The 25,818-nt window shown below is 73.2% G+C and carries 24 protein-coding genes; 4 read left to right on the forward strand and 20 right to left on the reverse strand.

Annotation, left to right across the window (positions count from 1 at the left end):
* Positions 1 to 59 precede the first annotated feature (59 nt).
* Genes H4O22_RS19805 through H4O22_RS19820 form a run of 4 tightly spaced genes read right to left on the reverse strand, consistent with a single transcriptional unit; the run spans position 60 to position 4,154 of the window.
* A complete protein-coding gene (locus tag H4O22_RS19805; protein ID WP_182525005.1) occupies positions 60 to 2,675 on the reverse strand; it encodes an ABC transporter permease in 2,616 nt (871 codons plus the stop codon).
* Complete coding sequence (locus tag H4O22_RS19810) at positions 2,672 to 3,394, reverse strand: ABC transporter ATP-binding protein (RefSeq protein ID WP_182525006.1); 723 nt, start codon at positions 3,392 to 3,394, stop codon at positions 2,672 to 2,674. Before H4O22_RS19810 ends, H4O22_RS19805 begins: the two co-directional genes overlap by 4 nt.
* A complete protein-coding gene (locus H4O22_RS19815) occupies positions 3,391 to 3,546 on the reverse strand; it encodes a hypothetical protein (protein ID WP_182525007.1) in 156 nt (51 codons plus the stop codon). Before H4O22_RS19815 ends, H4O22_RS19810 begins: the two co-directional genes overlap by 4 nt.
* The gene (locus tag H4O22_RS19820) at positions 3,543 to 4,154 is read right to left on the reverse strand and encodes a PadR family transcriptional regulator (RefSeq protein ID WP_182525008.1); all 612 of its coding nucleotides are present in this window, start codon (positions 4,152 to 4,154) and stop codon (positions 3,543 to 3,545) included. The genes H4O22_RS19815 and H4O22_RS19820 overlap by 4 nt, the downstream gene beginning before the upstream one ends.
* 91 nt (positions 4,155 to 4,245) lie before the next feature.
* Between H4O22_RS19820 and H4O22_RS19825 the strand changes: the two genes are divergently transcribed.
* Together H4O22_RS19825 and H4O22_RS19830 are read left to right on the forward strand one after the other, a co-directional pair.
* A complete protein-coding gene (locus H4O22_RS19825; protein ID WP_182525009.1) occupies positions 4,246 to 5,004 on the forward strand; it encodes an SDR family oxidoreductase in 759 nt (252 codons plus the stop codon).
* A 54-nt stretch (positions 5,005 to 5,058) separates the two neighbouring features.
* Positions 5,059 to 5,466 carry a hypothetical protein gene (locus tag H4O22_RS19830; RefSeq protein WP_182525010.1) on the forward strand — a complete coding sequence of 136 codons (408 nt, stop codon included), beginning with the start codon at positions 5,059 to 5,061 and terminating at the stop codon, positions 5,464 to 5,466.
* Positions 5,467 to 5,539: 73 nt separating this feature from the next.
* On the opposite strand, the gene H4O22_RS19835 is transcribed toward H4O22_RS19830, so the two are convergent.
* The 6 genes from H4O22_RS19835 to H4O22_RS19860 all read right to left on the reverse strand — a co-directional run bounded on the left by H4O22_RS19835 (position 5,540) and on the right by H4O22_RS19860 (position 14,867).
* Complete coding sequence (locus H4O22_RS19835) at positions 5,540 to 8,464, reverse strand: S8 family peptidase (protein ID WP_182525011.1); 2,925 nt, start codon at positions 8,462 to 8,464, stop codon at positions 5,540 to 5,542.
* A gap of 256 nt (positions 8,465 to 8,720) precedes the next feature.
* Positions 8,721 to 9,404, reverse strand: coding sequence for a histidine phosphatase family protein (locus H4O22_RS19840; protein WP_182525012.1), 684 nt, complete (start codon positions 9,402 to 9,404; stop codon positions 8,721 to 8,723).
* A complete protein-coding gene (locus H4O22_RS19845) occupies positions 9,404 to 10,456 on the reverse strand; it encodes a phosphotransferase family protein (RefSeq protein WP_182525013.1) in 1,053 nt (350 codons plus the stop codon). The genes H4O22_RS19840 and H4O22_RS19845 overlap by 1 nt, the downstream gene beginning before the upstream one ends.
* Positions 10,453 to 11,223, reverse strand: coding sequence for an SDR family NAD(P)-dependent oxidoreductase (locus H4O22_RS19850; RefSeq protein WP_182525014.1), 771 nt, complete (start codon positions 11,221 to 11,223; stop codon positions 10,453 to 10,455). Before H4O22_RS19850 ends, H4O22_RS19845 begins: the two co-directional genes overlap by 4 nt.
* Before the next feature lie 151 nt (positions 11,224 to 11,374).
* Positions 11,375 to 13,582: a 3-hydroxyacyl-CoA dehydrogenase NAD-binding domain-containing protein gene (locus tag H4O22_RS19855; RefSeq protein WP_182525015.1), complete on the reverse strand. Its 2,208-nt coding sequence runs from the start codon at positions 13,580 to 13,582 to the stop codon at positions 11,375 to 11,377.
* A 73-nt stretch (positions 13,583 to 13,655) separates the two neighbouring features.
* Positions 13,656 to 14,867 carry an acetyl-CoA C-acetyltransferase gene (locus tag H4O22_RS19860; protein ID WP_182525016.1) on the reverse strand — a complete coding sequence of 404 codons (1,212 nt, stop codon included), beginning with the start codon at positions 14,865 to 14,867 and terminating at the stop codon, positions 13,656 to 13,658.
* A gap of 142 nt (positions 14,868 to 15,009) precedes the next feature.
* Here H4O22_RS19860 and H4O22_RS19865 point away from each other — a divergent pair, with 142 nt between their 5' ends.
* A complete protein-coding gene (locus H4O22_RS19865) occupies positions 15,010 to 15,753 on the forward strand; it encodes a MerR family transcriptional regulator (RefSeq protein ID WP_182525017.1) in 744 nt (247 codons plus the stop codon).
* 9 nt (positions 15,754 to 15,762) lie between these two features.
* Positions 15,763 to 16,647, forward strand: a complete 885-nt coding sequence (locus H4O22_RS19870; protein ID WP_182525018.1) for an NAD(P)H-binding protein — start codon at positions 15,763 to 15,765, stop codon at positions 16,645 to 16,647.
* A gap of 16 nt (positions 16,648 to 16,663) precedes the next feature.
* Here H4O22_RS19870 and H4O22_RS19875 read toward each other — a convergent pair whose 3' ends face one another.
* From H4O22_RS19875 to H4O22_RS19920, 10 genes are all read right to left on the reverse strand, one after another.
* Positions 16,664 to 17,371, reverse strand: a complete 708-nt coding sequence (locus tag H4O22_RS19875; protein ID WP_182525019.1) for a CPBP family intramembrane glutamic endopeptidase — start codon at positions 17,369 to 17,371, stop codon at positions 16,664 to 16,666.
* An 11-nt stretch (positions 17,372 to 17,382) separates the two neighbouring features.
* On the reverse strand, positions 17,383 to 18,825 hold the full coding sequence (locus H4O22_RS19880) for a DEAD/DEAH box helicase (protein WP_227465679.1): 1,443 nt from the start codon (positions 18,823 to 18,825) through the stop codon (positions 17,383 to 17,385).
* A gap of 154 nt (positions 18,826 to 18,979) precedes the next feature.
* Positions 18,980 to 19,174, reverse strand: a complete 195-nt coding sequence (locus H4O22_RS19885; protein WP_182525021.1) for a CsbD family protein — start codon at positions 19,172 to 19,174, stop codon at positions 18,980 to 18,982.
* A gap of 64 nt (positions 19,175 to 19,238) precedes the next feature.
* Positions 19,239 to 20,666 carry a flavin-containing monooxygenase gene (locus tag H4O22_RS19890; protein WP_182525022.1) on the reverse strand — a complete coding sequence of 476 codons (1,428 nt, stop codon included), beginning with the start codon at positions 20,664 to 20,666 and terminating at the stop codon, positions 19,239 to 19,241.
* Positions 20,667 to 20,707: 41 nt separating this feature from the next.
* Positions 20,708 to 21,247 carry a hypothetical protein gene (locus tag H4O22_RS19895; RefSeq protein WP_182525023.1) on the reverse strand — a complete coding sequence of 180 codons (540 nt, stop codon included), beginning with the start codon at positions 21,245 to 21,247 and terminating at the stop codon, positions 20,708 to 20,710.
* 29 nt (positions 21,248 to 21,276) lie between these two features.
* A complete protein-coding gene (locus tag H4O22_RS19900) occupies positions 21,277 to 22,008 on the reverse strand; it encodes a glutamine amidotransferase (protein WP_182525024.1) in 732 nt (243 codons plus the stop codon).
* Complete coding sequence (locus H4O22_RS19905) at positions 22,005 to 23,189, reverse strand: CaiB/BaiF CoA transferase family protein (protein WP_182525025.1); 1,185 nt, start codon at positions 23,187 to 23,189, stop codon at positions 22,005 to 22,007. The genes H4O22_RS19900 and H4O22_RS19905 overlap by 4 nt, the downstream gene beginning before the upstream one ends.
* Positions 23,190 to 23,315: 126 nt before the next feature.
* Entirely contained in the window at positions 23,316 to 24,053 is a 738-nt protein-coding gene (locus H4O22_RS19910) for an amino acid ABC transporter ATP-binding protein (RefSeq protein WP_182525026.1), read from the reverse strand.
* Positions 24,050 to 24,898, reverse strand: a complete 849-nt coding sequence (locus H4O22_RS19915) for an amino acid ABC transporter permease (protein ID WP_220451221.1) — start codon at positions 24,896 to 24,898, stop codon at positions 24,050 to 24,052. Before H4O22_RS19915 ends, H4O22_RS19910 begins: the two co-directional genes overlap by 4 nt.
* On the reverse strand, positions 24,895 to 25,743 hold the full coding sequence (locus H4O22_RS19920) for an ABC transporter substrate-binding protein (protein WP_182525028.1): 849 nt from the start codon (positions 25,741 to 25,743) through the stop codon (positions 24,895 to 24,897). Before H4O22_RS19920 ends, H4O22_RS19915 begins: the two co-directional genes overlap by 4 nt.
* Between the last annotated feature and the right edge of the window lie 75 nt (positions 25,744 to 25,818).

The raw sequence follows: 25,818 nt of genomic DNA on the forward strand, positions 1-25,818 counted from the left end.
TGACGCAAGCCGTGCCGCGGCGTACCGCCGCGAACACAAGCGCCGACTCGGCGTGGGGGTCAGTCCAGGCGCGCCACCAGCGGGAGGCGAGACCGGGCGGCGAGGCCGACCACGGCGGCGGTGAGCAGCGGGAGCGCCACGACCAGCCCGACGATCAGCAGCCAGGGCACGTCGAGGAACGGGCCCGACCCGGTGCTGGAGGTGAGCGGGTAGGTCACCGCGATGCCCGGCACGAAGCCGACCAGCGCGCCGAGGATCGCGCCGACCACCCCCACCACGGCGGCGTACGCCGCGGCGACGCCGCGCCGGGTGCGGGGCGCGGCCCCGACGGCCGCCAGGGTGGCGAGGTCGGGACGCGCGTCGGAGAGCGCGAGGAAGGTCGCGGTGAGCGTGCCGCCGAGCATCAGCACGGCGCCGAGCCCGACCAGGACGAGCTGGATGACGACGATCTCGTCGTCGAGCTGGAAGCCCCGCTCGACGTAGACGTTCGCATCGACGGTGAGGGCGCCGACCGCCTCGGCGAGCTCCTCCTCCTGGTCCTCGTCGATGGCGGTTCCGGTGAGGCCGAGGCTCACGGTGCGGACGCTGATCCCCAGGTCGCGCACCGCGTCCTCGCTGAGCAGGGCCTGCGGCCCGGCGTACTCGTCGTCGACGCGGACCACGAGCGCCGCGACCTGCTCCCGGGAGGCCGGTCCGGTCGGCTCGCCGTCCTCGTCGAAGGTGCGCACGCGCAGGTCCAGCCGCTGGTCCCCCTCGCTTCCGGCGGTGGAGAACGCGACGACGGCACCACGGGCGAGCGCGGCCACGGCACGTTCACGGTCGCCCGGGCGCAGGTCGTCGGTCAGGTCGAGCGACTCGGGCCCGACGAGCAGGTCCGCGCCGAACGGCGAGCCCCAGCCGGTGAGGAGCCGTCCGTCGCCGGCCCGCCGCAGGCGCACGTCGGAGTAGCCGCCGTCGTAGCCGAGCCCGCGGACCTCGACCACGTCGGCGTCGGGGACCTCGCGGGCGAGGGCGCCGCGGACCCGGTCCCACTGCGGGTCGGGTCCGTACCAGGTGACGGCCCCGACGCCGTCGCGGAGCTGGGGGACGTAGGTGGCGCGGTCCTCGGCCTGGTCGCTCTGCAGCGAGATGCCGAGCGCGACGACGCCCGCGACGGTGGCCGCCACGGCGGCGACGGCCGGGACGGTGCGGGTGCGGTGCCGCGCGGCGTCGCGGACGGCGTACCGCAGCGCGAGCGGGAGCCGTCCGGACACGCGGGCCAGTCCGGCGAGCACCACGGGCACGAGCAGGATCATCCCGAGCACGGCGACCACCGCGGAGCCGGCGATGAGGACCTCCCCGGAGCCGGTGCCGAGCGCGCCGTACGCCGCGAGGCCGATGCCGGCGGCGAGCAGGACCACGCCGAGCACGGGCGAGCGGAGCGAGGGCCGCCGGTCGCCCCGCCGGCCGGCGAGCACGGCCACGACGTCCTGACGGGAGGCGGTCCAGGCGGGGACCATGGCCGCCAGCAGCGCGCTGACCAGGCCGAACGCCGTGATCCCGGCGAGGTGCGGCCAGGGGACGTCGAAGGGGCCGAACCAGGAGTCGTTCCGGCCCTGGGCCACGGGCAGGACCAGGCGGGCCACGAGGATGCCGAGCGCCACACCGAGGATGCTGGCCGCGCCGCCGAGCACCACCGCGCTCGCGAGCACGACCCGGCGGGCCTGGCGGGGGGTGCCGCCGGTGGCGGTCATCAGCGCGAGGCTGCGCGCCTGGCGGCGGGCGCCGACCGCGAACGCGGGGCCGGCCAGCAGCACCACCTCGATCAGCGCCATCACCACGACCAGCGCCACCACCGTGGCCATCGCGTCGTCGCCGGAGGAGACCATCTCCTCGGCCTCGGCCGGCAGGGGCGGCGGATCGAGCACGACCGCCCGGGAGAGCACGGTCGCGCCGAGCTCGTTGAGCGCGCGGACCTCCGCCCAGTCGACCTCGTCCCCGTCGACGAACCAGGAGCGGCTGGCCTCCAGGTCGCGGTCGGGGAGCGCGAACGCGCCGAGGGGTCCCATCGCGACCGGGTAGCCCCGCGCCTCCGCGGACTCCGCGATCCCCACGACCACGGGGTCGGCGGAGTCGTCCGCGTCGTCCTGCTCCGGACCGGTGAGGTCGAGCCGGTCGCCCACGGCGTACCCCTTGGCGGCGAGGGCGGCGTTCACCACGACCTCGTCGTCGGTCCGGGGCAGCCGGCCCTCGTCCAGCCGGGCCAGGCCGTCGGCGACCGGGTCGCGCAGGTCGACCTCGAGCACCTCGACGTCGGCGCGGCCGGCCTCGGTGGCGACGCCGACGGTGCTCGCGCGCCACTCGACGAGCCGCGCGTCGCCGAGGACGCCGGTCACCTGCTCCGCGGTCGCGATGGTGTCCGCCGCGTCGGACCAGCTGGAGTACAACTCCGGGTCCGGGGCCTGGACGACGCCGCGCGCCAGGTTGACGGTCACGCTGGCGGTCGCGGACCCGAGCTGGCGGTCGAGCGACTCGACGCTGTCGACGTCCTGGGTCTCGAGCACGACGTCCGCCGCGGTCACGGCCAGCACCGGCAGCGCGATCATCGCCAGGACCAGCACGCTGCGCCCCTTGGCCCGCAGCGCGTCGCGCCGGGCCAGCCTCAGCGGCACGGTCCAGCCCGACAGGAAGATCACCGGGAGCCGTCCTCGACGAGGAGCGCGTCGACCGGGTCGGCGCCGGTCTCGTCGACCACCACCCCGTCGCGCAGGAAGACCACCCGGTCGGCCCACGCGGCGTGCCGGGCCTCGTGGGTGACCAGGACGCCGGCGGCGCCCGCGTCGCACCGGGCGCGCAGCAGGCGCAGGACCTCCTCGCCGGTCTCGGTGTCGAGCGCCCCGGTCGGCTCGTCGGCGAGCACCAGCCGCCGCTCGCCGACGATGGCCCGCGCGATCGCCACCCGCTGCTGCTGGCCGCCCGACATCTCGTCGGGGAACCGGTCGGCGAGGTCGACCAGGCCGACCTCCTCGAGCGCGTCGAGGGCCTTGCGGCGCGCGGCCCGGGTGCGCTCCCCGTCGAGCTCGCGGGGCAGCGCGACGTTCTCGGCCGCGGTGAGCGCGGGGATCAGGTTGAAGTCCTGGAAGACGTAGCCCAGCGAGGTACGCCGCATCCGCGCCCGCTCGGTGGCGCCCAGCGCGCCGAGGTCGACGCCCTCGACCGACACCGTGCCGGTGGTCGGGCTGTCGAGCCCGCCCGCGAGGGTGAGCAGCGTCGACTTGCCGGAGCCCGAGGGGCCCATGACGGCGACCAGCTCGCCGGCGTACGCGGAGAAGGAGACCTCGCGCAGCGCGCGCACCGCGGTCTCGCCCTCGCCGTGGACGCGCGAGACCCGGTCCAGGCGCAGCACCGCGCTCATCGCGCCTGCTCCGGCCGGGTCGGCCGCGTGCGTTCGGGTCGCTCGGCGCGGCGGGCGTCGGCCGCCCGGCGGAGGCGCTCGGCGCTCTGCCGCAGCCAGGACTCCTCGGCGCGCCGCAGCCGGCGCTGCTCGTCCTCGCCGAGCGGGGTCACCGGACCTCCTCCTCGGCAGCGGACGCGGCAGCGGACGCCGAGGTAGATGCCGCACCGGGAACCGGCGCCGGCATCTCGAGCGCGGCCCGCCGCAGCCGCGCCTCGCAGTGGTCGAGCCAGCGGACCTCGGCCTCGGCGCTGAAGACCAGCGAGTCGAGCACCAGGCTCCAGGCCAGGTCGGCGGGCTCGGCGGGACGGGCCGCTCGGCCGCTGCGCTTGAGCCGGGTGTAGTCCTGCAGGGCGCGCATCGTCGCGCTGCGCTGCTGCTGGATCACGGTGCCGACGTCGACGCCCGGGACGGTCACCGCGAGCGCGAGCTTGATCGCCAGCTCGTCACGCGGCGGCTGGGTGCGCTCGACCGGCGTCGTGAACCAGGCGGCCACCTCCTCGCGCCCCGGCCCGGTGATCCGGTAGACGACGTGGCCCTCGCCGTCGTCGCCCGCGCCCTCGACCAGTCCGTCCCGCTCCAGGCGGGTCAGGGTCGTGTAGACCTGCCCGACGTTGAGCGGCCAAGTGGCGCCCGTCCGCTGCTCGAACTCGCTGCGCAGCTGGTAGCCGTACATCGGCCCCTGCTCCAGCAGCGCCAGCAGTGCCTGCTTGACCGACATCGCGACTCCTCGGGTGATGGATACCGAGTATGTATACCACGTATGCACCTGCCCCGACAGGGCTCGATGACCGGTGCGCCAGACTGCGCGCATGCCCACCACCCTGATCACCGGCGCGTCCTCCGGCCTCGGCGCCGAGATGGCCCGCCAGCTCGCCGCGAAGGGCGAGGACCTCGCGCTCTGCGCCCGCCGTACCGACCGCCTCGAGGAGCTGCGCGCCGAGATCCTCGCCGCGCACCCCGGCCGCCGGGTCGCGGTCCGCGCCCTCGACGTGAACGACCACGACCAGGTCTTCGAGGTGGTCCGGGGGTTCCGCGCCGACCTCGGCAGCCTCGACCGGGTCGTCGTGAACGCCGGCCTCGGCAAGGGCGCGCCGCTCGGGACCGGCGGCTTCGCCGCCAACAAGGAGACCGCGACGACGAACTTCGTCTCCGCGCTCGCCCAGTGCGAGGCGGCGATGGAGGTCTTCCGCGACCAGCGCGCCGGGCACCTCGTCGTCGTCTCGTCGATGTCGGCGATGCGCGGGATGCCCAAGACGCTCACGACGTACGCCGCGTCGAAGGCGGGCATCGCCCACCTCGCCGAGGGGCTGCGCACCGAGCTGTACGGCACCGAGCTCGGCCGCACCGTCCAGGTCACCGTCCTCTACCCCGGCTACATCGCCTCGGAGATGAACGAGAAGGTCGCGCAGCGGACGCCGCTGATGGCGCCCACCGACAAGGGCGTGCGCGCGATGGTCGCGGCGATCGAGAAGCGGGTCGACTCCGCCTGCGTGCCGCGACTGCCGTGGGCACCGCTGTCGGTGCTGATGAAGCACGCCCCGCTGCCGGTGCTCAAGCGCCTCATCTGACCGCGGCGCCCCGGCCGTCTTGTCCCGGCGCGGGGCCCGGCGCACCATCGAGTGGTGGACGCGGAGGTGGTCGTCAAGGTCGGCGTGGTCCTCGCCGTCCTCGTCGCCCTCTGGGTGGCCGCCGACTGGCAGCGGTACCGCCGCCGCGCCGTCCGGCTCGGGCGGGCCCTGCACCTCGTCGACCCTCCGCCCCCGACCCCCGACGGCCCGCCGATCGAGCAGCTCGCCGCGACCGCCGAGCGGCTGCGCTCCACGGTGCGGCACGCACCGCCGGGCACCCCGGTCGCCCGGCTGCGCGGCTGGCAGGCGGCGTACGACGACGTGCTGGCCGCCGCGTGCCGGTGCCTGGACCTCGAGCACCGGCTGCGGGACCTGCCAGAAGGCCCGCAGCGCGACCTGGAGCGCGAGCGGGTGGAGCGGCTGCTGGTGGCGCACGGCCTGCTGCTGCGGCCCCCGGCCTGACACGCGGAACGGCGCCCGGGACCCCGTGGGTCCCGGGCGCCGCCCGTGCTGCTGTGTTGCTGCTGCCGACCGGTCAGTCGGTCCCGGTGACCACCGAGACGTACGTCGGGTCGTCGGACCCGGCGTAGTTCAGCATCCCGAAGTACCGCGTGTCGGCCGTCAGGCCGCTCCAGGACAGGTCGAACGCCGTCTGCTGGTTCGCCTGCACCGGCACCGGGTTCGGGTCCACGGTGAGGTTGCCCTGGTCCGGGACCCCGCCGACGCCGAAGTAGCGCAGCTCGTAGTCGATCGGGCTGCCCGCGGAACCGGCGGCGAACCCGTCGACCTGGACCAGGTACGTCCCGGCGGCGAGCTCCTCGGCCATGAACAGCTCGTCGGCCGAACCGGTCGCCGCCTCGCCCACGAGCCCCGTCACCGTCGCCGGGCTGCACGAGGTGGCGCTGTAGACGTACATGTCGAGGTCGGCGGAGTCGTCGGTCGCGTCGAGCTCGAACCGGGACAGGTCGGTGCCCTCGGTCACCTGGACGCACTCGATGGCGTAGTCGCCCTCCGGCACGCCGCCCGGGAACGACTCGGCGGGCGTGAGGCCCACCGGGTCGACCTGGAGGGTGCCGGTGTAGCCGGCCGTGATCGGGACCCGCACCTCACCGCTGGTGCCCTCGCCCTCGACCAGGTCGGGGGCGTCGACGGCCACCGGCTGCAGGACGATCGGCATCCGGACCTTGGTGGGGCCGGTCAGGGTGACCGAGCCCTTGGCCCACTGGTTGAGCGGCGCGGTGGTGCGCGTGAACCGGAAGGTGACGTCGTTGACGTCGCCCGCCCGCGTCGCGGTGATGCCCGGGCGGGTCTTCACCGTGAAGCCGGGCACGTTCACCTTGATCTTCCAGCGGCCCTTCATCGAGGAGCGGAAGCTCCGCGTGAACGACGTCTGGCCGGTCACCCCGCTCTGCGCCAGCGACGGCACGTTGAGGTCCTTGGCCTCGATGGCCCGGACGCCGGTGTTGGCGACGCCGAGCCCGGTGAGGAAGCCGCGCCAGTCCTGGGCGTCGGAGGTGACGAACAGGCCGGGCTTGAGGAACTTCCTCGGCTGCACCTGGCCGGCACCCTGGCCGAACCAGTCCTTGGAGCGGCGGCCGTCGGCGTTCCTGACGCTCTTCGCCGTGGTCATCATCGCCGACTTCACGTCCATCGGCTCCCAGCGGGGGCGGTTGCCGAGGATGAAGGCCGCGAGGCCGGAGATGTGCGGAGCGGCCATCGAGGTACCGGAGTAGAGGTCGTACTTGCGACCGGAGTTCGACGGCGGGGCCACCGCCGCGAGGACGCTGACGCCCGGTGCCGCGATGTCCGGCTTGAGCAGGTCGGCGTCGTTGGCCAGGGCCGGACCGCGCGAGGAGAACCCGCCCACCTGGGGCAGCGGGGTCTTCTTCTTCGTGAGGTTCCCGAGCTCGAACCTCGCCGTGGCACCGGCGCCCGCGGAGGCGATGTAGCTCATCACCTGCGGGGTCTCGGTGTGCGGGATGTGCACGGTCGGGACGGTGTGGAAGTCGGCGTCCAGGCTGCCCTCGGTGGCGTTGGCGAGCAGCATCGCGACCCCGCCGGCGCGCTTGACCTCGGCGCTCTTGGCGACCCGGTCGTAGCCGCCACGGATGCAGACCACCATCTTGCCGGTGACCTTGGCCGGGTCGAGCGTGTCCGGGCCGCACAGGGCGGCGTCGGCGGCGTCGCCGCCGGCGACGACGGAGGCCTCGGCGGTGACCAGGGGCTTGGCGGGGAGCTTCTCGGCCGCGATCGACGCGCCGAGGATCTTGCGGCCGTTGCCCAGCACCAGGGTGTTCTCGAAGAGGGCGTGCGTGCTCGCCGCGACCGTGGTCAGCCAGGGGCTGTTGTGCGCCACGGTGGAGGCGCCGGGGCCGGAGTTGCCCGCGGAGGCGCTCACGAAGACGCCGGCCTCGGCCGCGCCCTCGAAGGCGAGCTCGACCACGTCGACGACGGTGTCGGTGGCGCCGGAGATCGAGAAGTTGAGGACGTCGGCGCCGTCGGAGACCGCGTCGTCGACGGCGGCGAGGATCGCGCTGTTGTAGCAGCCGCCCGTGTCGGGGTCGGTGTCCTCCCAGCAGACCTTGTAGATCGCGAGCTTCGCGGCCGGGGCCATGCCGGAGAGTGCCTTGAACCTGCGGCCCTCCACCCGGGCGTTGACCTTGGCGTTGCCGGCGGCCGTGCCGGCGGTGTGGGTGCCGTGCCCGTCGCCGTCACGGGTGGAGATGAACTCGTCCGGGGAGATGTTCGCGGGATCGGTCGCCGCGAGGAAGGTCTCGGGGTAGTAGCGGGCGCCGACGATCTTGGTCGTGCACAGGGACGCGGTCCACGCCTCGCCCGGCTCGCACTCGCCCCGGAAGACGCCGCCGTCGGCCTTCTCCATCCGGGTCGCGGTGCCCTTCATGGAGATGTCCCACTTCGTCTTCGCCTTGCGCGTGAGGCGGTTGCCGGCGAACGACTTCGACTCCGGCCAGATGCCGCTGTCGAGGTCGGCGATGACGACGCCGGCGCCGGCCCGCTTCTGGCCGCCGAACTTGGTCCAGGCGCCGTTCTTGCCGGTCATGCCGAGGAAGTCCGGCGAGCGCCAGGTGTCGAGCTCGCGCGCGACGTCCTTCTCAATGGCCAGCACGCGGCGGTCGGTGGCCAGGTCCATGGCCTGCTCCGCGGTCAGCTGCGCGGCGAAGCCGTTCGTGGCGACCGTGTAGCTGCGGTCGACCTCGGCGCCCACCTCGTCGGCGATCCGCGCGTGGCTGGTGCGCAGGCGCTCGGCGTACGCGCGGGAGTCACCGCTGTCGGCACGGAACACCGCACCGGGGGCGCGGGCGGCGGCACGGGCGGCCACCGCGGGCTCCTGCAGGACGACCACGTAGCGGCCGTCGGTGAACCGGGTCGGCTTGGCGCCGGCCGGCAGGGCGACGTTCTCGTCGGCCGAGACGCTGCCCGCGGCGGTGGCCGCAGGCACGCTGGCAAGGAGGGCGGCGACCACCGCTCCCGCCGACGCGAGGCCGACGAGGCGCTTCTGGCGCCCGGACCCCAACCTGTGATTGAGCACGACGTTCTCCTGACTGGTCGTTCCCGGACCGGCGCGAGCGCGCCGGCCGGGGGCACGATCACCTAAGAGGACTACCTCGGCGTGGTCAAGGGTCTGCGCGGCCGTAACCCAAATGTTGCGTGCCAGTAGCCCGTTCGGGTGAGGGCCACCCCGGGGCGGCGGCCGCTCAGCGGTACGTGAGCGCGTCGCCGGCGAGGTGGGCGTGCTCGTTGAAGGTGAGCAGCCGGGGTCCGGTGGACCCGACCACGACGCGGGTGACCGAGGAGTTCACGACCACGGTGTTGAACCGGGCCCACAGGCGCGCGGTGGCCGAGAGGTCGCCGTCGTCGGGCCCGGCGGGCGGGTGCACCAGGTCGGCGCAGGCGGCGGCGACCGGCCCGCCGGAGGTCACCACGACCACCGTGCCGCCCGGGCCCGCCTGCTCGCAGGCGCGGCGCAGCGAGTCGCGCACCCGGGCGAGGAACGCGGCGTACGACTCGGGGTAGTCCTCGTCGTGCCGGCCGCTGGTCCAGCGCGCGGTGGCCTGCTCGAAGAGCGCCTGGAAGGCCCGCCGGTCCAGCTCGCCCTCGGGCAGGTCGGGGTGGCGCGCGACCACGCCGAGGTGGTCGAACTCGTCCCACCCGGGGTCGACGCCGGCGGCGAGGTCCCAGCCGGCCCCCTCGAGCATCGCGTCCACGGTCTCGCAGTGGCGGCGCATGCCGCCGCGGACCACGACCGTCGGGACCGTGCCGCTCGCGGCGAGGTGGGCGCCGAGCAGCCGGCCCTGCTGCCACCCGGTCTCGGAGAGCACGTCGTAGTCGTCGGCGCCGAACGAGGCCTGCCCGTGCCGGACGAGGAGCAGCCGCCCCATCAGCGGGTCTCGTCGACCAGGCGGCGGCAGCGCGCCTCGAGGTACTGCACGGCCGGGCCGAACACGGCGTACGCCTCGTTGGTGGTCTGCCCGTGGGCGTAGCGGTACCAGATCTGCTGGGCGATCACCGCGAGCCGGAAGAGCCCGAACACCTCGTAGAAGCGCCACTGGTCCGGCGACACGTCGTACCCCGCCCGGGAGCAGTAGCGCTCGACGATCTCGGCGCGGGTCCACATGCCCGGCGCGTTGGAGGGCTGGCGCCGGAACATCTGGAACACCTCGTCGTCCCCGGCCTCGACCCAGTAGGCCATCGAGCCGCCGAGGTCCATCAGCGGGTCGCCGACGGTGGCCATCTCCCAGTCGAGGACGCCGACGATGCGGGTCGGGTCGTCGGGCGCGAGCACCAGGTTGTCGAGGCGGAAGTCGTTGTGCACCAGCACCTGGGCGACGTCGGCGGGCTGGTGCTGCTCGAGCCACGACGTCACGTCGGACCAGTCGCCGGTGTCGTCGGTGCGGGCCTTCGCGAACCGGCTCGTCCAGCCGGCGACCTGGCGGCCGACGTACCCCTCGCCGCGGCCGAGCGCGGCCAGCTCGGGGTGCCGGGTGACGTCGACGGAGTGCAGCTCGGTGAGCACGTCCCAGGCGTTGCGGCACAGCCGGGAGACCTCGTCGGCCGTCATGGCGCCGGGCAGGTCGCGGCGCAGGATCGTGCCCTCGACCTTCTCCATCACGTAGAACGGCGAGCCGATGAGCGACTCGTCCTCGCAGAGGCCGACCATCGCCGGCACGTGCGGGAAGACCGGCGCGAGCGCGGCCTGGATCCGGTGCTCGCGGGCCATGTCGTGGGCGCCCGCGGCCTTCTGCCCCGCCGGCGGGCGGCGCAGGATCAGCTCACGGTCGGGCAGCCGCAGCAGGTAGGTGAGGTTGGAGGCGCCGCCGGCGAACTGCCGCACCTCGCTGATCTCGCCCAGGCCGAGCCAGGCGGCGACCGCCTCGGTGTCGAAGGCGTCCTCGTCGCGGACCGGCCGCGCCGGGTTGCCGTCGGTGCTCATCGACGGTCCCCCCGGGACGACGCGAGGGTGTCGAGCTTGCGGGCCTGGTCGCGCATCATCGCGTCGTACGCCGCGCGGTCGCCGACCTTGAGGCCGTACGCCGCCTGCGCGGCCGGGTCGGGCAGGATCACCTCGTCGCCGCGGTCCAGCCCCTCGAGCACCGCGGCCGCCACCTGCTCGGCGGTCGTCGGCGACTCCTCGACCAGCTGGCGGACGACGCTGCCGAGACCCTCGTCGCGGCCGCGCAGGGAGTCCATCAGCCGGGTGCGGAAGAAGGACGGGCAGACCACGTGCGCGGTCACGCCGTACGGCGCGAGCTCGTGGCCGGCGGTCTCGGTGAGGGCGACGACCGCCGCCTTGACCGCGTTGTAGGACGCCATGCCCGCGGGGTGCACGAGCCCGGCGAGGGAGGCGACGTTGACGATCCGCCCGGACCGCTGCCGCTTGAGCATCGGCACGAAGGCGCGCAGGCCGCGGACGGCGCCGAACAGGTTGATCTCGGTGATCCAGCGCCACTCGTCGAGGTCGGCCACGTCGAGCCGGCCGCCGCCGGCGACGCCGGCGTTGTTGACCAGCACGTCGAGGCCGCCCCAGCGCTCCTCGACGTGGGCGACCGCGGCCGCCCAGTCGTCGTCGGAGGTGATGTCGAGGGTGAGGTCGCCGCCGGTGAGGTCGGTGCGGAGCACCTCGTCGCCGCGCGCCTCGAACGCCTCGGCCAGCGCGGCGCCGAGCCCGGAGGCGGCCCCGGTGACCAGGATGCGGCTCATCTGCGTGCTCGGGGGTCGAGGTCCATGGGGGCGACCCTACGGTGACGCCGCCGGCTCCCCGCAGCTGTGGACAGACCCGCCGAGTCGGCGCACATGTGCGCCGACTCGGCGAGGTCCTCCACAGGTCGTGCTGGTCGTGCTGGTGGGCGGGTCAGGCGGGGAACGAGCCGCCCGAGGAGGCCAGCTCGCGGAGGTACGCCGTGGGGCGGAACCGGTCGCCGTACTGCTCGGCGAGCTCGTCGGCGCGGGCGACGAACGCCGCCAGGCCGATCTCGCCGTCGGTGCCCTCGTAGCCGGTCATGAACTGCGCGGCGCCACCGGTCATCGGCGGGAAGCCGATGCCCATGATCGAGCCGATGTTCGCGGCGGCGGCGGAGGTGATGACGCCCTCCTCGAAGCACTTCGCGGTCTCGAGCGCCTCGGCGAACAGCATCCGGTCCTTGACGTCCTGGATCGGCGGCTGCACCTCGGCGGGCGGGAACAGCTCGGCCAGCCCCGACCACATCGAGGCCCGCTTGCCGGCCTCGTCGTACTCGTAGAAGCCCGCGCCGCGGAGCCGTCCGGCGCGGCCGGCCTCCAGCATCCGGGTGACCACGGCGGTGCCGGGGTGCTCGGCGTACGGCGTGCCGTCGCGCTCGGCGGCCTCGCGGGTCGCGGTGGCGATCTTGCCCATCAGCTCCAGGTTGAGCTCGTCGGAGAGCTGCAGCACCGGGGCCGGGTAGCCGGCCTGGCTGGTGGCCCGCTCGATGGTCCAGGGGCGGACGCCCTCGGCGAGCATCGCCATGCCCTCGTTGACCATGAAGCCGATGACCCGCGAGGTGTAGAAGCCGCGGCTGTCGTTGACGACGATCGGGGTCTTCTTGATCTGCTGCACCACGTCGTAGGCCTTGGCCAGCGCCTCGTCGGAGCTGTCGGCGCCGCGGATGATCTCGACCAGCGGCATCTTGTCGACCGGCGAGAAGAAGTGCAGGCCGATGAAGTCCGCCGGGCGGTCGACACCCGAGGCGAGCTCGGTGATCGGCAGCGTCGAGGTGTTGGAGCACAGCAGCGCGTCGTCGTTGACGTACGGCGCCACCTCGGCGAAGACCTTGGCCTTCAGCGCCGGGTCCTCGAAGACCGCCTCGATGACCAGGTCGCAGCCGGTGAGGTCGGCCGGGTCGGCCGTCGGCGTGATCCGGTCGAGCAGCTCCTGGCTCTTCTCCTCGGTCAGCTTGCCGCGGCTCACTGCCTTGGCGTTGAGCTTCTCGGAGTAGGCCTTGCCCTTGGCGGCGTTCTCGGCGGAGACGTCCTTGAGGACGACCTGCATGCCGGCGCGGGCGCAGGAGTACGCGATGCCGGCGCCCATCATGCCGGCGCCGAGGACGCCCACCTTGACCGCGCGGTACGGCGGGATGCCCTGCGGGCGCAGCGAGCCGGAGCCGATCGCCTGCAGGTCGAAGAAGAACGCCTGGATCATGTTCTTCGCGCCCTGGTTGACGATCAGGTTGGTCAGGTAGCGCGACTCGATGCGCGAGGCGGTGTCGAAGTCGACCTGCGCGCCCTCGACGGCCGCGGACAGGATCGCCCGCGCGGCCGGGAAGACCGCACCCTTGGTCTGCTTGCGCAGCAAGGCGGGGAACGCCGGGAGGAAGCTCGCCAGCGCCGGGGACTTCGGCGTACCGCCGGGCATCTTGTAGCCCGGGGCGTCCCAGGGGTTCTTCGACGCCTCGGGGTTGGCCTTGATCCACGCCTTCGCGGCCGGGACCAGCTCCTCGCGGGTCGCGACCAGCTCGTCGACCAGGCCCTTCTCGAGCGCGACCGCCGGCTTGAACTGGGTGCCGGGCAGCAGCACGTCCATCAGGCCGGCCTGCAGCCCGAACATCCGGACGATGCGGGTCACCCCGCCGCCGCCGGGGAGCAGCCCGAGGGTCGACTCCGGCAGGCCGACGATGGCCTTGGGGTCGTCGAGCAGCACGCGGTGGTTGCAGGACAGGCAGATCTCGTAGCCGCCGCCGAGCGCGGCGCCGTTGATCGCGGCGACCACCGGGCGGGGGAACTGCTCGAGGCGGCGCAGGCCGGCCTTGACGTTCTCGCCCATCTCGAAGACCGACTGCGCGTCGTCCTTGGTGGCCTGGACCATGTTCTTGAGGTTGCCGCCGGCGAAGAAGGTCTTCTTCGCGCTGGCGACCACGACGCCCGAAATGCTCTGCTCGTCGGCGGCCACCTCGGCGTACAGACGGTCCACGACCGCCTGCATCGAGTCGAGGTAGAGCTGGTTCATCGTGTTCGCGCTGGCGGTGGGGTCGTCGAGGGTGAGGGTGACGATGCCGTCGGCGTCGCGCTCGTAGCGGACGGCACTCTGGGTCTGGGTCTGGCTCATCTGTTTCCTTCGTACGTCGAAAGGCTTGTGGTTGCGCTCGGCGCCCGGCTCACGAGGTGACCTCGTGCCTGGGTCACACGAGCTCGACGATGGTCGCGATGCCCATCCCGCCACCGACGCAGAGCGTGGCGAGGCCGCGGCGCTGGCCGCGGCGCTCCAGCTCGTCGATGAGCGTGCCGAGGATCATCGCGCCGGTCGCGCCGAGCGGGTGGCCCATGGCGATCGCGCCGCCATTGACGTTGGTGATCTCGGCGCTGATGTCGAGGTCGCGCATGAACCGCATCGCGACCGCGGCGAACGCCTCGTTGATCTCGAACAGGTCGATGTCGCCGACCTCGAGGCCCGCCTTGCCGAGCGCCTTGCGGGCGGCCGGGGCCGGACCGGTGAGCATGATCGTCGGGTCGGCGCCGGAGACCGCGGTGGCGATGATCCGGGCGCGCGGGGTCAGGCCGAGGTCGGTGCCGACCTGCTCGGTGCCGATCGCCATCAGGGCCGCGCCGTCGACGATGCCGGAGGAGTTGCCCGCGTGGTGGACGTGGTCGATCTTCTCGACCCAGTGGTACTTCTCGAGCGCGACGTCGTCGAAGCCCGCGTCCGCGCCGATGCCGGCGAAGGACGGCTTGAGCCGGGACAGGCTCTCCGCGCTGGTGTCGGGACGGATGGTCTCGTCGCGGTCGAGCACGACCAGGCCGTTGAGGTCGCGGACCGGCACCATCGCGCCGGAGAAGTAGCCGTTCGCCCACGCCTTGGCGGCGCGCTGGTGGGACTCCGCGGCGTACGCGTCGACGTCGTCGCGGCTCCAGCCCTCGATGGTCGCGATCAGGTCGGCGCCGATGCCCTGCGGGACGAAGCCCGCGCGGAACGCCGTGGCCGGGTCGGACGCCCAGGCGCCGCCGTCGGAGCCCATCGGCACCCGGCTCATCGACTCCACGCCGCCGGCGAGGATCAGGTCCTCGAACCCGCCGCGGACGCGCGAGGCGGCCTGGTTGACGGCCTCGAGGCCGGAGGCGCAGAAGCGGTTGAGCTGGACGCCGGCGACGGTGTCGGGGTAGCCGGCGGCGAGCGCGGCGGTCTTGGCGATGTCGCCGCCCTGGTCACCGATCGGCGAGACGACGCCGAGGACGACGTCGTCGACGCGCGCGGGGTCGAGGGTGGGGTTGCGGACCTTGACCTCGTCGAGGAGCCCGACGATGAGGTCGACCGGCTTCACCTCGTGGAGGGAGCCGGCCGCCTTGCCCTTGCCGCGGGGCGTGCGGAGGTGGTCGTACACGAAAGCTTCAGCCATGACCGTCCTAGCGACTGTTCAGGGGCGCGGGCCTCGTGGACCCGCGGTGGTCCGTCGATTGTGACACCGTTAGTGTCACGGTCAAGAGGCAACCCGCCGATGTGGCGCCGGTCACGGCCCCAGACGCAGGAGGAGGTACTCGATGGCGGACTCCCTGGCAGGCGAGGAGCTGCTCACGCTCGACGAGCTGACCGCCCGGGTCGGCATGAGCGTGCGCAACATCCGCTTCTACACGACCAAGGGCCTGGTCCCGCCGCCGCTGCGGCGCGGCCGCTCGGGCTACTACACCGCCGACCACGTCGCCCGGCTGGAGCTGGTGCGCGAGCTCCAGGAGCACGGGTTCACGCTCTCCGCGATCGAGCGGTACGTCGGCGCGATCCCCGCCGACGCGACGCCCGAGGACATCGCGCTGCACCGCACCATGCTCGCGCCCTGGCAGGCGGACGCGCCCGCGGAGCTCACCCGCGCCGAGCTGGACCGGCGTACCGGCCGGACGCTCAGCGACGAGGACCTCGCCACCCTCGCCGCCCTCGGGATCGCGATCCGCGGCAAGCGCGGTCGCTACCAGGTCTCGATGTCCCAGCTGCCGGTAGGACTCGGGCTGATCGACCTCGGCTTCCCGACCGAGGCCGCGCTCGCCGCCGCCGACGTGTACGCCGCCCACGGCCGCCAGCTCGCCCACGAGCTCAACGAGCTGTTCCGCACCATGGTCTGGCCGGTCTACCGCGAGGCCGGCGCCGCCCCCGAGAAGATCCAGGAGGTGGTCGAGCGGCTCAAGCCGCTCTCGATCGCCAGCCTGGTCTCGGCGTACGAGTCGGCGATGGACGAGACCAAGCGCGAGCGGATCGCCGAACGGACCCGCCGGGTGTCAGGCGACGACTCCTAGAGTCGGGGCATGACCCAGACCGTGCTCGTCACGGGCGCCACCGGCTTCGTCGGCAAGCGCCTGGTCCCCGCCCTCGTCGAGGAGGGGCACCAGGTCAGGGCGATGACCCGCAAGCCCGACGCGTACGACGGGCCGGGCGAGCCGGTCCACGGCGACGTGCACGACGCCGGCTCGCTGGCCGACGCGCTGTCCGGGGTCGACGTCGCGATCTATCTCGTGCACTCCCTCGACGACGACGACTTCGAGCGCGTGGACGCCGAGGCCGCCCGGTCGTTCGGCCTCGCCGCGGCGGCGGCCGGGGCGCGCCAGATCGTCTACCTCGGCGGTCTCGGCAAGGACGGCGAGGACCTCTCGCCGCACCTGCGCTCCCGACGTCAGGTGGAGCGGCTGCTCGGCGAGTCCGGCGTGCCGGTCACCGTGCTGCGCGCCGCGATCGTCGTCGGCGCCGGCGGGATCTCCTGGGAGATGACCCGGGAGCTGGTGAAGAACCTGCCCGCGATGGTGGTGCCGAAGTGGGCCGAGACCCGCACCCAGCCGATCTCGATCCACGACGTGGTCCGCTACCTGGTCGGCGTCGTCGGCCGCGAGGAGGCGATGGGCCGGGTCTTCGAGGTCGGCGGTCCCGACCAGCTCAGCTACCTGCAGATGCTCCAGGAGGCCGCCGAGGTGATGCTCGGCCGCCGCGTCCCGATCCTCAAGGCGCCGGTGCTGACCCCGCGCCTCTCGTCGTACTGGATCTCGCTGGTCACCAGCGTCGACGTCACCACCGGCCGCAACCTCATCGACTCGATGGGCACCGAGGTGATCCAGACCGACTTCGCCATCCGCGACCTGGTCCCCGGCGAGCCGCTGACGTACGCCGAGTCGGTGCGGCGGGCGCTGGCGGAGGGCTGATCCGGGGCCGGTCGGCTCAGCCGGGCGTGGCGCCGAAGACCAGCGGCAGCACCAGCAGCATCGACAGCGACCAGGTGATGTGGGTCAGGATCGGGGCGAGGATGCCGCCGGAGGCGCGGCGCTCGAGGCCGACGACCACGCCGAGCAGGGCCGCGGCGAAGGAGAGCATCACGTTGCCGGTCGCGAGCGTGGCGATCGGGTAGGCGATGCTCGTCCACAGGACGGGACGTCGCGGGATCGCGGCGTACGCCGCCCCGCGGAAGAACAGCTCCTCGGCGACGCCGTTGACCAGCGTGATGCCGACGAGGATGGCCAGCGACCCCTGGTCGGCGTAGTCGAGGACCGACGCGACCTGGTCGCCGAGGAACGGGATCTCCCGCACCACGAGCCCGCCGACCACGAAGAGGCCGGCGATCGCCAGGCCCAGCCCGATCGGGGTGGCCCAGGGACGGACCAGCTCGTCGCGGTGCGCGATGCGGCCGAGGTGCAGCGGTCCGGAGACGAACGCTCCGACCGCCCACACCCCGGCCAGCACCAGCGTCGAGAGGTAGAACCAGTCACTGCCGGGCTCGATGCGGAGCGAGAAGCCCAGCACCGACGCCCCGAGCAGCACGAACCCGGCGGTCACCCACTGGCGACGGCGCAGTGTCTCGGGCGCCTCGCGGTGGTCGCGCGGGACCATGTCCCACAACGACCTCCGCAGCCAGTCGACCACCGGGCTCATGCCAGTGGAGGCTAGCGACCGGTGGAGAACCCGGACGCGCTGTGGCGGGAGCCGCCCGTCGAGGAGCCGGCGGAGGAGCCGGCCGACGAGGACCCGCCGCGGCGCCGGTTGCGCCCGCCGCCGCCACCCGAGCCGGAGCCCGAGCCGGAGCGACCGGACGGCGACCCGGACGGCGAGCCGGCCGGCTTGGGACCGCGCTGGCCGCCACCCTGCTTGGGTCGCGAGCTGGTGCGCCGCTGCGGCTGCGCCTCGGGTACGTCGACCACCAGGCCGCCGTCGACGACGACCCGCTCGCCGGGGGCGAGCGTGACGAGCACGGGGTGCCGCGGACCGTCGACGCGGGTGATGGTCGGCTTGATGCCGGCCGCCCGGGTCAGGTCGCGCACGTCGCGGACCTGGTCCTCGGTCATCAGCGTGATGACGGTGCCCGCGGCGCCGGCGCGCGCCGTACGACCGGAGCGGTGCAGGTAGGCCTTGTGCTCGGCCGGCGGGTCGGCGTGCACGACGAGCGCCACGTCGTCGACGTGGATGCCGCGCGCGGCGATGTCGGTCGCGACCAGCGTCGTGGCCCGGCCCTCGTGGAAGGCGTCCATGTTGCGGGTGCGGGCGTTCTGGCTGAGGTTGCCGTGCAGCTCGACGGCGGGGACGCCGTTCTTGTTCAGCTGGCGGGCCAGCGCCTTGGCGCCGTGCTTGGTGCGGGTGAAGACGACCGTGCGGCCGGGGGCGCTGGTCAGGTCGACCAGCACCGGCACCCGCTGCTCGCGGGACACGTGCAGCACGTGGTGGTCCATCGTCGAGACCGGCGACTGCGCGGAGTCGGCCTGGTGGGTCACCGGCTGGCGCAGGTAGCGCTTGACCAGGACGTCGATGGCGTTGTCGAGCGTGGCGGAGAAGAGCAGCCGCTGGCTCTCGCGGGGGGTGCGGTCCAGCAGCCGGCGCACGGCGGGCAGGAACCCGAGGTCGGCCATGTGGTCGGCCTCGTCGAGGACGGTGATCTCGATGTCGGAGAGGTCGCAGTGCCCCTGGCCGATCAGGTCCTCGAGGCGGCCGGGGCAGGCCAGCACGATGTCGGCGCCGCGGCGCAGGCTCTGGACCTGCGGGTTCTGGCCGACACCGCCGAAGACGGTCATGGTGGTCATGCCGGTGGCCTTCGCCAGCGGCGCGAGCGCCTCCTGGATCTGGCCGACGAGCTCGCGCGTCGGGGCCAGGATCAGGGCGCGGGGCTTCTTCGCCTGCGCCGTGCGGCCGGAGGCCTGCAGGCGGGTGACGAGCGGGAGCAGGAAGGCGTAGGTCTTGCCGGATCCGGTGCGGCCTCGGCCGAGCACGTCGCGGCCGGCGAGCGAGTCGGGCAGCGTCGCGGCCTGGATCGGGGAGGGTTCGGTGATGCCGCGCTCGGAGAGCAGCGCGACGAGGGAGGTGGGGACGCCGAGATCGGCGAAGGTGTTCGAGGACAAGAGAAGATCACTCACTGTGGCGGCGTCTCGCCAGAAGAAGCGCGACCGATCAGATCCGGTCGCGAGGCGGGCCCGAGGCAAGACAGGACGGGCCGCACCCTCAACACTAGGGGTGCGGCCCGGCAACCCGCGCATCCGCGCAGGGTGATCTGCGCTACTTGGTGAGGCCGTCTTTGACGTCCTTGGCGGCGTCCTTGACGTGCTCGCCGGCGTTCTTCACCGACGCCGAGGTCTGGTCGGCCTTGCCCTCGGCCTCCAGGCCCGGGTCGTCGCTCGCCTTGCCGGCGTGCTCCTTGCCCTGTCCCTTGAGCTCCTCGCCCTTGTTCTTGGCCTTGTCCATCATGCCCATGTGTGGACCTCCTGGTTGGGGTGCTCCCCCGGTAACCGCGGCGGCGGGATGGGAAACGGCACCGTCACCGGAAGGACAGGACGCCGTCGTCGATCTTGTCGGTGCGGATGGTGCGGACGTCGGTGAGGTAGTTCTGCTTGAGCATCCACGGCGTCCGGTCGCCCTGCTTCGGGAGCCCGTCGAGCGCGCGGAGGACGTAGCCGGACTGGAAGTCCATGAACGGCCGCTCCCCCACGGACGGGTCCTTCTCCGCGACGAAGCTGGACAGGCCGTGCTGGTCGAGGTGCTTCAGCACGCGGACGACGTACTCGCCGACCAGGTCGGCCTTGAGCGTCCAGGAGGCGTTGGTGTAGCCGATCGTGTAGATGAAGTTCGGCACGCCGCTGAGCATCAGCGCCTTGTAGGCCATGGTGTCGCTGAGCTCGACCTTCTCGCCGTCGACCTCGAGCGCGATGCCGCCGAAGGGCAGCAGCTTCAGCCCGGTGGCGGTCACGATGATGTCGGCCTCGAGCTCCTCGCCCGACGTGAGCCGGATGCCGGTCTCGGTGAACGTCTCGATCGTGTCGGTGACCACCGACGCCGTGCCCTTGCGCAGCGCCTTGAACAGGTCGCCGTCGGGGACGAAGCAGAGCCGCTGGTCCCAGGGGTCGTACGTCGGCCGGAAGTGCTTGTCGACGTCGACGTGCTTGCCGAGCTGCTGCTGGAGCGCGCCGCCGATCATCTTCTTCACCAGCGCCGGCCGGCGGCGGGAGAGCTGGTAGAAGCCGGTCGCGACGAGGATGTTCTTCCAGCGGACCAGCGGGTGGCGGACGCGGCCGGGCAGCCGGCGCAGGGCCTTCGCCCACGGGTCGCGGCCCGGCCGGGAGAGGACGTACGTCGGGGACCGCTGCAGCATCGTGACGTGCTCGGCGGTGTCGGCCATCGCGGGCACGAGCGTGATCGCGGTCGCCCCGCTGCCGATCACGACGACCTTCTTGCCCGCGTAGTCGAGGTCCTCGGGCCAGTGCTGGGGGTGGATGACCTCGCCCCGGAACCGGTCGGCGCCGGGGAACTCCGGCGCGTGGCCGGCCTCGTAGTCGTAGTAGCCCGAGCAGCCCCAGAGCAGGTTGGCGGTGATCGGCTCCCGGCCCTCGACCTCGACGGTCCAGCGCTGGGTCGCGGAGTCCCAGCTCGCCCCGGACACCCGGTGGTCGTAGCGGATCAGCTCGTCGACGCCGTGCTCGCGGGCGACGGTGCGCACGTAGTCGAGGATCAGCTGCCCGTCGGCGAGGGCGGTGTCGCTCGGCCACGGCCGCCAGCGGTAGCCGAAGGTGAACATGTCGGAGTCCGAGCGGATGCCGGGGTAGCGGAACAGGTCCCAGGTGCCGCCGCTCACCGACCGGGCCTCGAGCACCGCGACGCTGCGCTGCGGGTGGTGCACCCGCAGCTGGCAGGCCGCACCGATGCCGGAGAGGCCTGCGCCGATGACAAGGACGTCCACGTGCTCGGTCATGCCGCGATCCTAGCCGCGCTATTGACGATTGTTCAATAGCGTCAACGGGGGGTCAGGTCGACCGTCACCAGCACCTTGGTCGTGCGGACCACGTTCCGCCAGCGCCCGGCCGAGGTCGAGCTCACGCTCGGGAGGACGTCGTACGACGTGCCGGCGGTGAGCCCGCCGACCAGGAAGCGCAGCGTGGCGGTGCCACGGCGGGCCGGTGCCAGCGGCAGCGTTCCCGGACGGACCGTGAGCCCGTCTCCGGACGTGCCGGCCTCCCGCACGGCGACCGCAGCCGCGAACGGCCCCGGCCCCTTCGTGCGGTAGGCGAAGGAGACCGTCACGACGGCGTCGTACCGCCCCGCCTCGTCGGGCACCTCCACGACGACCGGGTCGACCTCCGCGATGGCGCCGTAGTCGCTGCCGTAGGTGGCCGCCGGACCCTCGCGGAGGTAGCCGTGGGCGCGCTCGACGGCGGCCGGCGTCGGGTCGGCGGTGGTCGGCGCGGGGCCCGGCAGCACGCCGGCGACGGCCGCGCCGCCGAGGACCAGCGAGGAGGCGACGGCGAGCGGCAGCAGCAGTCGTGAGGGGGTCATGCCCCGACGGTAGGCCCGGCGAGGGCCGCTCAGGTGGCGAACAGCTCGACGAACCGGGCGAGCATCCGCGGCGGCTCGTTGACCGTCGCCTCCCGGGCGCGGGCGATCAGCTCGTCGGCGCCGCCCGGCTCGAAGTACCCGTAGTGGCGGTAGACGTCGATCCGCGTGCAGATGCCCTCGAGGTCGAGCTCGGGGTGGAACTGGGTGGCGTAGACGTGCTCGCCGATCCGGAACGCCTGCACCGGGCAGCCGGCGCTCGAGGCGAGCAGCACGGCGCCGGTGGGCAGCCGCGAGACGGCCTCCTTGTGGCCCAGGAACGCGTCGAACTCCTCGGGCAGCACGCCGGTCAGCCGGTCGGCGCGACCCTCCTCGGTCAGGGTGATCGTGGTGGCGCCGATCGGCTCGGCGTACGTCCGGTCGACGACGCCGCCGGCCAGGCCCCCGAGCGTGCCGATGCCGTAGCAGGCGCCGAGGAACGGGAAGTCCCGCGCGACGACCTCCTCGGCCAGCCCGCGCAGCTCGGCCTCGACCCGCTGCTGGGCCGGGCTCTTGGCCTCCAGAGGGTCGCTGACGTTGAACGGCCCGCCGCCGAGGACGATCCCCGACCAGTCGTCGAGGTCGATCGGGCCGAGCTCGTCGCGCTCGAGCCGCACGCGGCGTACGTCGCGCTCGTCGAGGCCCGAGAAGCGCAGGACGGCGCCGTACTCGCCGTCGGCGGCGAGGTCCTCCGCGCGGGTGCCGAGGAAGAGGAACGGCTTCATCGGCTGCACGGTCTCACGCCTGGACGGCGCCCGCGGGCGACCAGCCCGTCGACGTCGCCGATCCCCCACGCGGCGAGCGCGGCCCGGGTGTCGGCCCCGGCCTCGGGGGACGGCGGGGTGGTCAGCGTGGGCGCGGTGCGGGAGAAGCGCGGCGCCGGCATCGGCTGCAGCAGGTCGTCCTTGGTCACGAACACCTCGCGCGCCTGGAGGTGCGGGTGCTTCGCGGCCTCGCTGAGCGGCAGGATCCCCGCGACGCAGGCGTCGGTGCCCTCGAAGACCTCGACCCACTCCGCCTGCGTGCGGGTGCGGAAGGTGTCGGCGAACAGTGCCCGCATCTCGTCGTACCGCTCCAGCTCGAACTGGCCCGGCACCACGTCCTTGACCCCGAGGAGGGTCACGAACGCGTCGAAGAACTGCGGCTCGAGCGCGCCCACCGACATGTGCCGGCCGTCGCTGGTCTCGTAGATGTCGTAGAACGGCGACCCGCCGTCGAGCAGGTTGGTCGCGCGCTCCTCGCTGAACGTGCCGGCGCCGACGAAGGCCGCCGTCATCGCGTTGAGGTGGGCGGTGCCGTCGACGATCGCGGCGTCCACGACCTGACCCTTGCCGCTCAGGCGCGCCTCGAGGAGGGCGGCGAGGATGCCGATGACGAGGTACGTCGAGCCGCCGCCGAAGTCGCCGAGCAGGTTGGTCGGGAAGTGCGGGCGGCTCTTGTCCTGGCCGAGGCCGTAGAGCGCGCCGGTGATGGCGATGTAGTTCATGTCGTGGCCGGCGGCCTGCGCCAGCGGGCCGTCCTGCCCCCAGCCGGTCATCCGGCCGTAGACGAGCCGCTCGTTGACCGCCGCGCAGTCCTCGGGGCCGAGGCCGAGCCGCTCGGTGACGCCCGGGCGCATCCCCTCGACGAGGACGTCGGCGCCGCGCACCAGCTCCAGCACGGTGGCGACCGCCTCGGGGTCCTTGAGGTTCATCGCGACGCTGGGCCGGCCGCGGTTCAGCAGGTTCTGCGCGCCGCCCGCGAGCACCTGCCCGCCGGGGCGCTCCACCCGGATCACGTCGGCGCCCAGGTCGGCCAGGATCATGCAGGCGTGCGGGCCCGGCCCGATCCCCGCGATCTCCACGACCTTCACGCCCCGCAGGGGTCCGGTGCCCTGGCCGAGCTCGTACGTCTCCGTCTCCGTCATGCCGCCGATCATGACACCATCGCTGTCACGTTCGCAGGGGTGTCCGCGGCCCGGGGGCGCCCGGACGTCATACGACGTGGTCGCGACAGCCGCCGACTCGTATGACGTCCCGGCCGCCCGCCGCGGTCAGCTCGGCAGCACCCGGCGCAGGAACTGCCGGGTCCGCTCCTCGCGGGGGGCCAGGAACAGCTGCTCGGGCGGGCCCTGCTCGAGGATCCGGCCCTCGTGCAGGAAGCACACGGTGGTGGCGAGCTCGCTGGCGAACGCCATCTCGTGCGTGGCGAGCACCATCGTCATCCCTGCCTCCGCCTCGGCGCGGACGATCGCCAGCACCTCGCCGACGAGCTCGGGGTCCAGCGCGGCGGTGATCTCGTCGAGCAGCAGCACCGAGGGGCGCGTGCAGAGCGCGCGCACCAGGGCGGCGCGCTGCTGCTGGCCGCCGGAGAGCCGGTCGGGGTGCTGGTCGGCGTGCCCGGCGAGGCCGAACCGGGACAGCAGCTCCCGGGCGCGGTCCTCCGCCTCGCGCTGGGGTACGCCGTGCACCCGGCGCGGCGCGAGGGTGCAGTTGTCGAGGACCGTCAGGTGCGGGAACAGGTTGTAGGCCTGGAAGACCATCCCGATCCGCTGGCGCACCGCGCGGACGTCGACCTTCGGGTCGGACACCTCGCGCCCCTCGAGCCGGATGACGCCGTCGTCGATCTCCTCGAGCAGGTTCAGGCAACGCAGCAGCGTCGACTTCCCCGACCCGGACGCCCCGATCAGGCAGACCACGTCGTGGGGCTGCACCGTCAGCGAGACGTCCTGCAGCACCACGCGGTCGCCGTAGGACTTGCGCAGCCCCTCGACCTCCAGCAGCGCGCTCACAGTGCCCCCGCCCGCTCGCGCTCGAGCCAGCGCCGCTGCAGCCAATCGGTGTAGCGCGCCAGCGGCACCGTCATCACGATGAAGAAGCACGCGGCGACGACGATCGGCGTGTAGTTGAAGTTGTAGCCGCCGTAGTTCCGCGCGGCGTACAGCGCGTCCAGGATGCCGACCGAGGAGACCAGGGCGGTGTCCTTCTGCAGCGACACGAAGTCGTTGAGCAGGGGCGGTACGACGCGGCGCACCGCCTGCGGGACCACGACGAAACGCAGCGTCTGGGCGCGGCTGAGCCCGAGCGCGGAGGCGCTGTTGACCTGCGAGGGATGGATCGAGTCGATGCCGGCGCGGAACACCTCGGCCACGTAGGCGACGTAGGACATCACCAGGGCGACGCCGGCCCAGAACAGCAGGCTGGTCGTCAGCCCCTGCAGCTCCAGCGCCGGTACGCCGAAGGCGAGCAGCGCCACCAGCAGCAGGGTCGGGATGCCGCGGACGACGTCGGTGTAGACGACGGCGAGCAGCCGCAGCGGCACCAGCCACGGCGACCGGGCGGTGCGGGCGAGGGCCACCGCGAGCGCGAACACCAGGATGATCGGCTGGCAGATCAAGAAGAGCTGGACGTTGATCCAGAACCCCTTCGCCACCTCGTCGAAGGACTCCCGGGCGTGGAAGCCGTCGAAGAACAGCGCCTGCACCCGCGGCCACCCGGGCGACGAGAGGACGCCGACGGCGAGCGCGCCGACGAGCACGACCGTGGCCCCGGTGGCGACCAGGACGCCGCGCCGCCGCAGCGTGCGCCGTACCTCGCGGCGCTCGAGCTCCCGGGCGCTGGGCTGCCAGTCGCTCACTGGAGCTCGGGCACGTCCACGACGTCGGAGAGCCACTCCTGCTCGATCTGCTCCAGCGTGCCGTCCTCGCGGAGGGTGGCGAGCGCCTCGTTCACGCACGGCACCAGCTTGCTGTCCTTCTCGAAGAGCATCCCGAACTCCTCGGTCTCCGAGGTCTCCGGCTGGAACTGGCCGACGATCGTGCTGTCCTCGATCTCGACCGCGGAGATGTAGAACGCCGTGGGCAGGTCGGCGAGGATCGCGTCGACCTGGCCGTTGAGCAGCGCCTGCTTGGCGGCATTGGTGTCCTCGAAGACCAGCGGGTCGGTCTCGGGCGCGATCACGTCGGTGATGGCGGTGAGCGAGGTGGTGGCGGTCTGCGCGCCGAGCTTGAGGCCGGCGAGGTCCTCGAGCGAGGTCGCGTCCGCGGCCTCGGAGCCGTTGAGCGCGATCACGGCCTGCGCGGCCTGGTAGTAGCCGTCGGAGAAGTCGACGACCTTGGCCCGCTTCTCCGAGATCGAGATCTGGTTGATGTCGAAGTCGAAGTCCTTCGCACCCGGCTTGTAGGAGGTGTTGAACGGCACCGTCACCCACTCGAGCTGGTCGGCGGAGAAGCCGAGCTCCTCGGCGACGGCGTACGCCACGGCCGACTCGAAGCCCTCGCCGTTGGTGGGGTCGTCGCCGACGAACCAGGGCTCGTACGCCGGGGAGTCGGTGCCGACGGTCAGCGTCCCGGGGGTGACCAGCGGCAGCGCGTCGGTGGCGCAGGCGTCCGCGGCGGTCTCCGGCTCCTCGTCGTCGACCGGGGCGCACGCCGCGGCGGCGAGCAGGAGCGGGACGGCGAGGGCGGTACGGCGCAGGCGCATGGTCGAATCGTAGGCACCCGGGAGCCCCTGCCGCCGCCCATCTCGCCCAGCTCCGGCCGACGTGAGCAGCGCCAC

Source organism: Nocardioides dongkuii (genome assembly GCF_014127485.1).
Lineage (GTDB): Bacteria > Actinomycetota > Actinomycetes > Propionibacteriales > Nocardioidaceae > Nocardioides > Nocardioides dongkuii.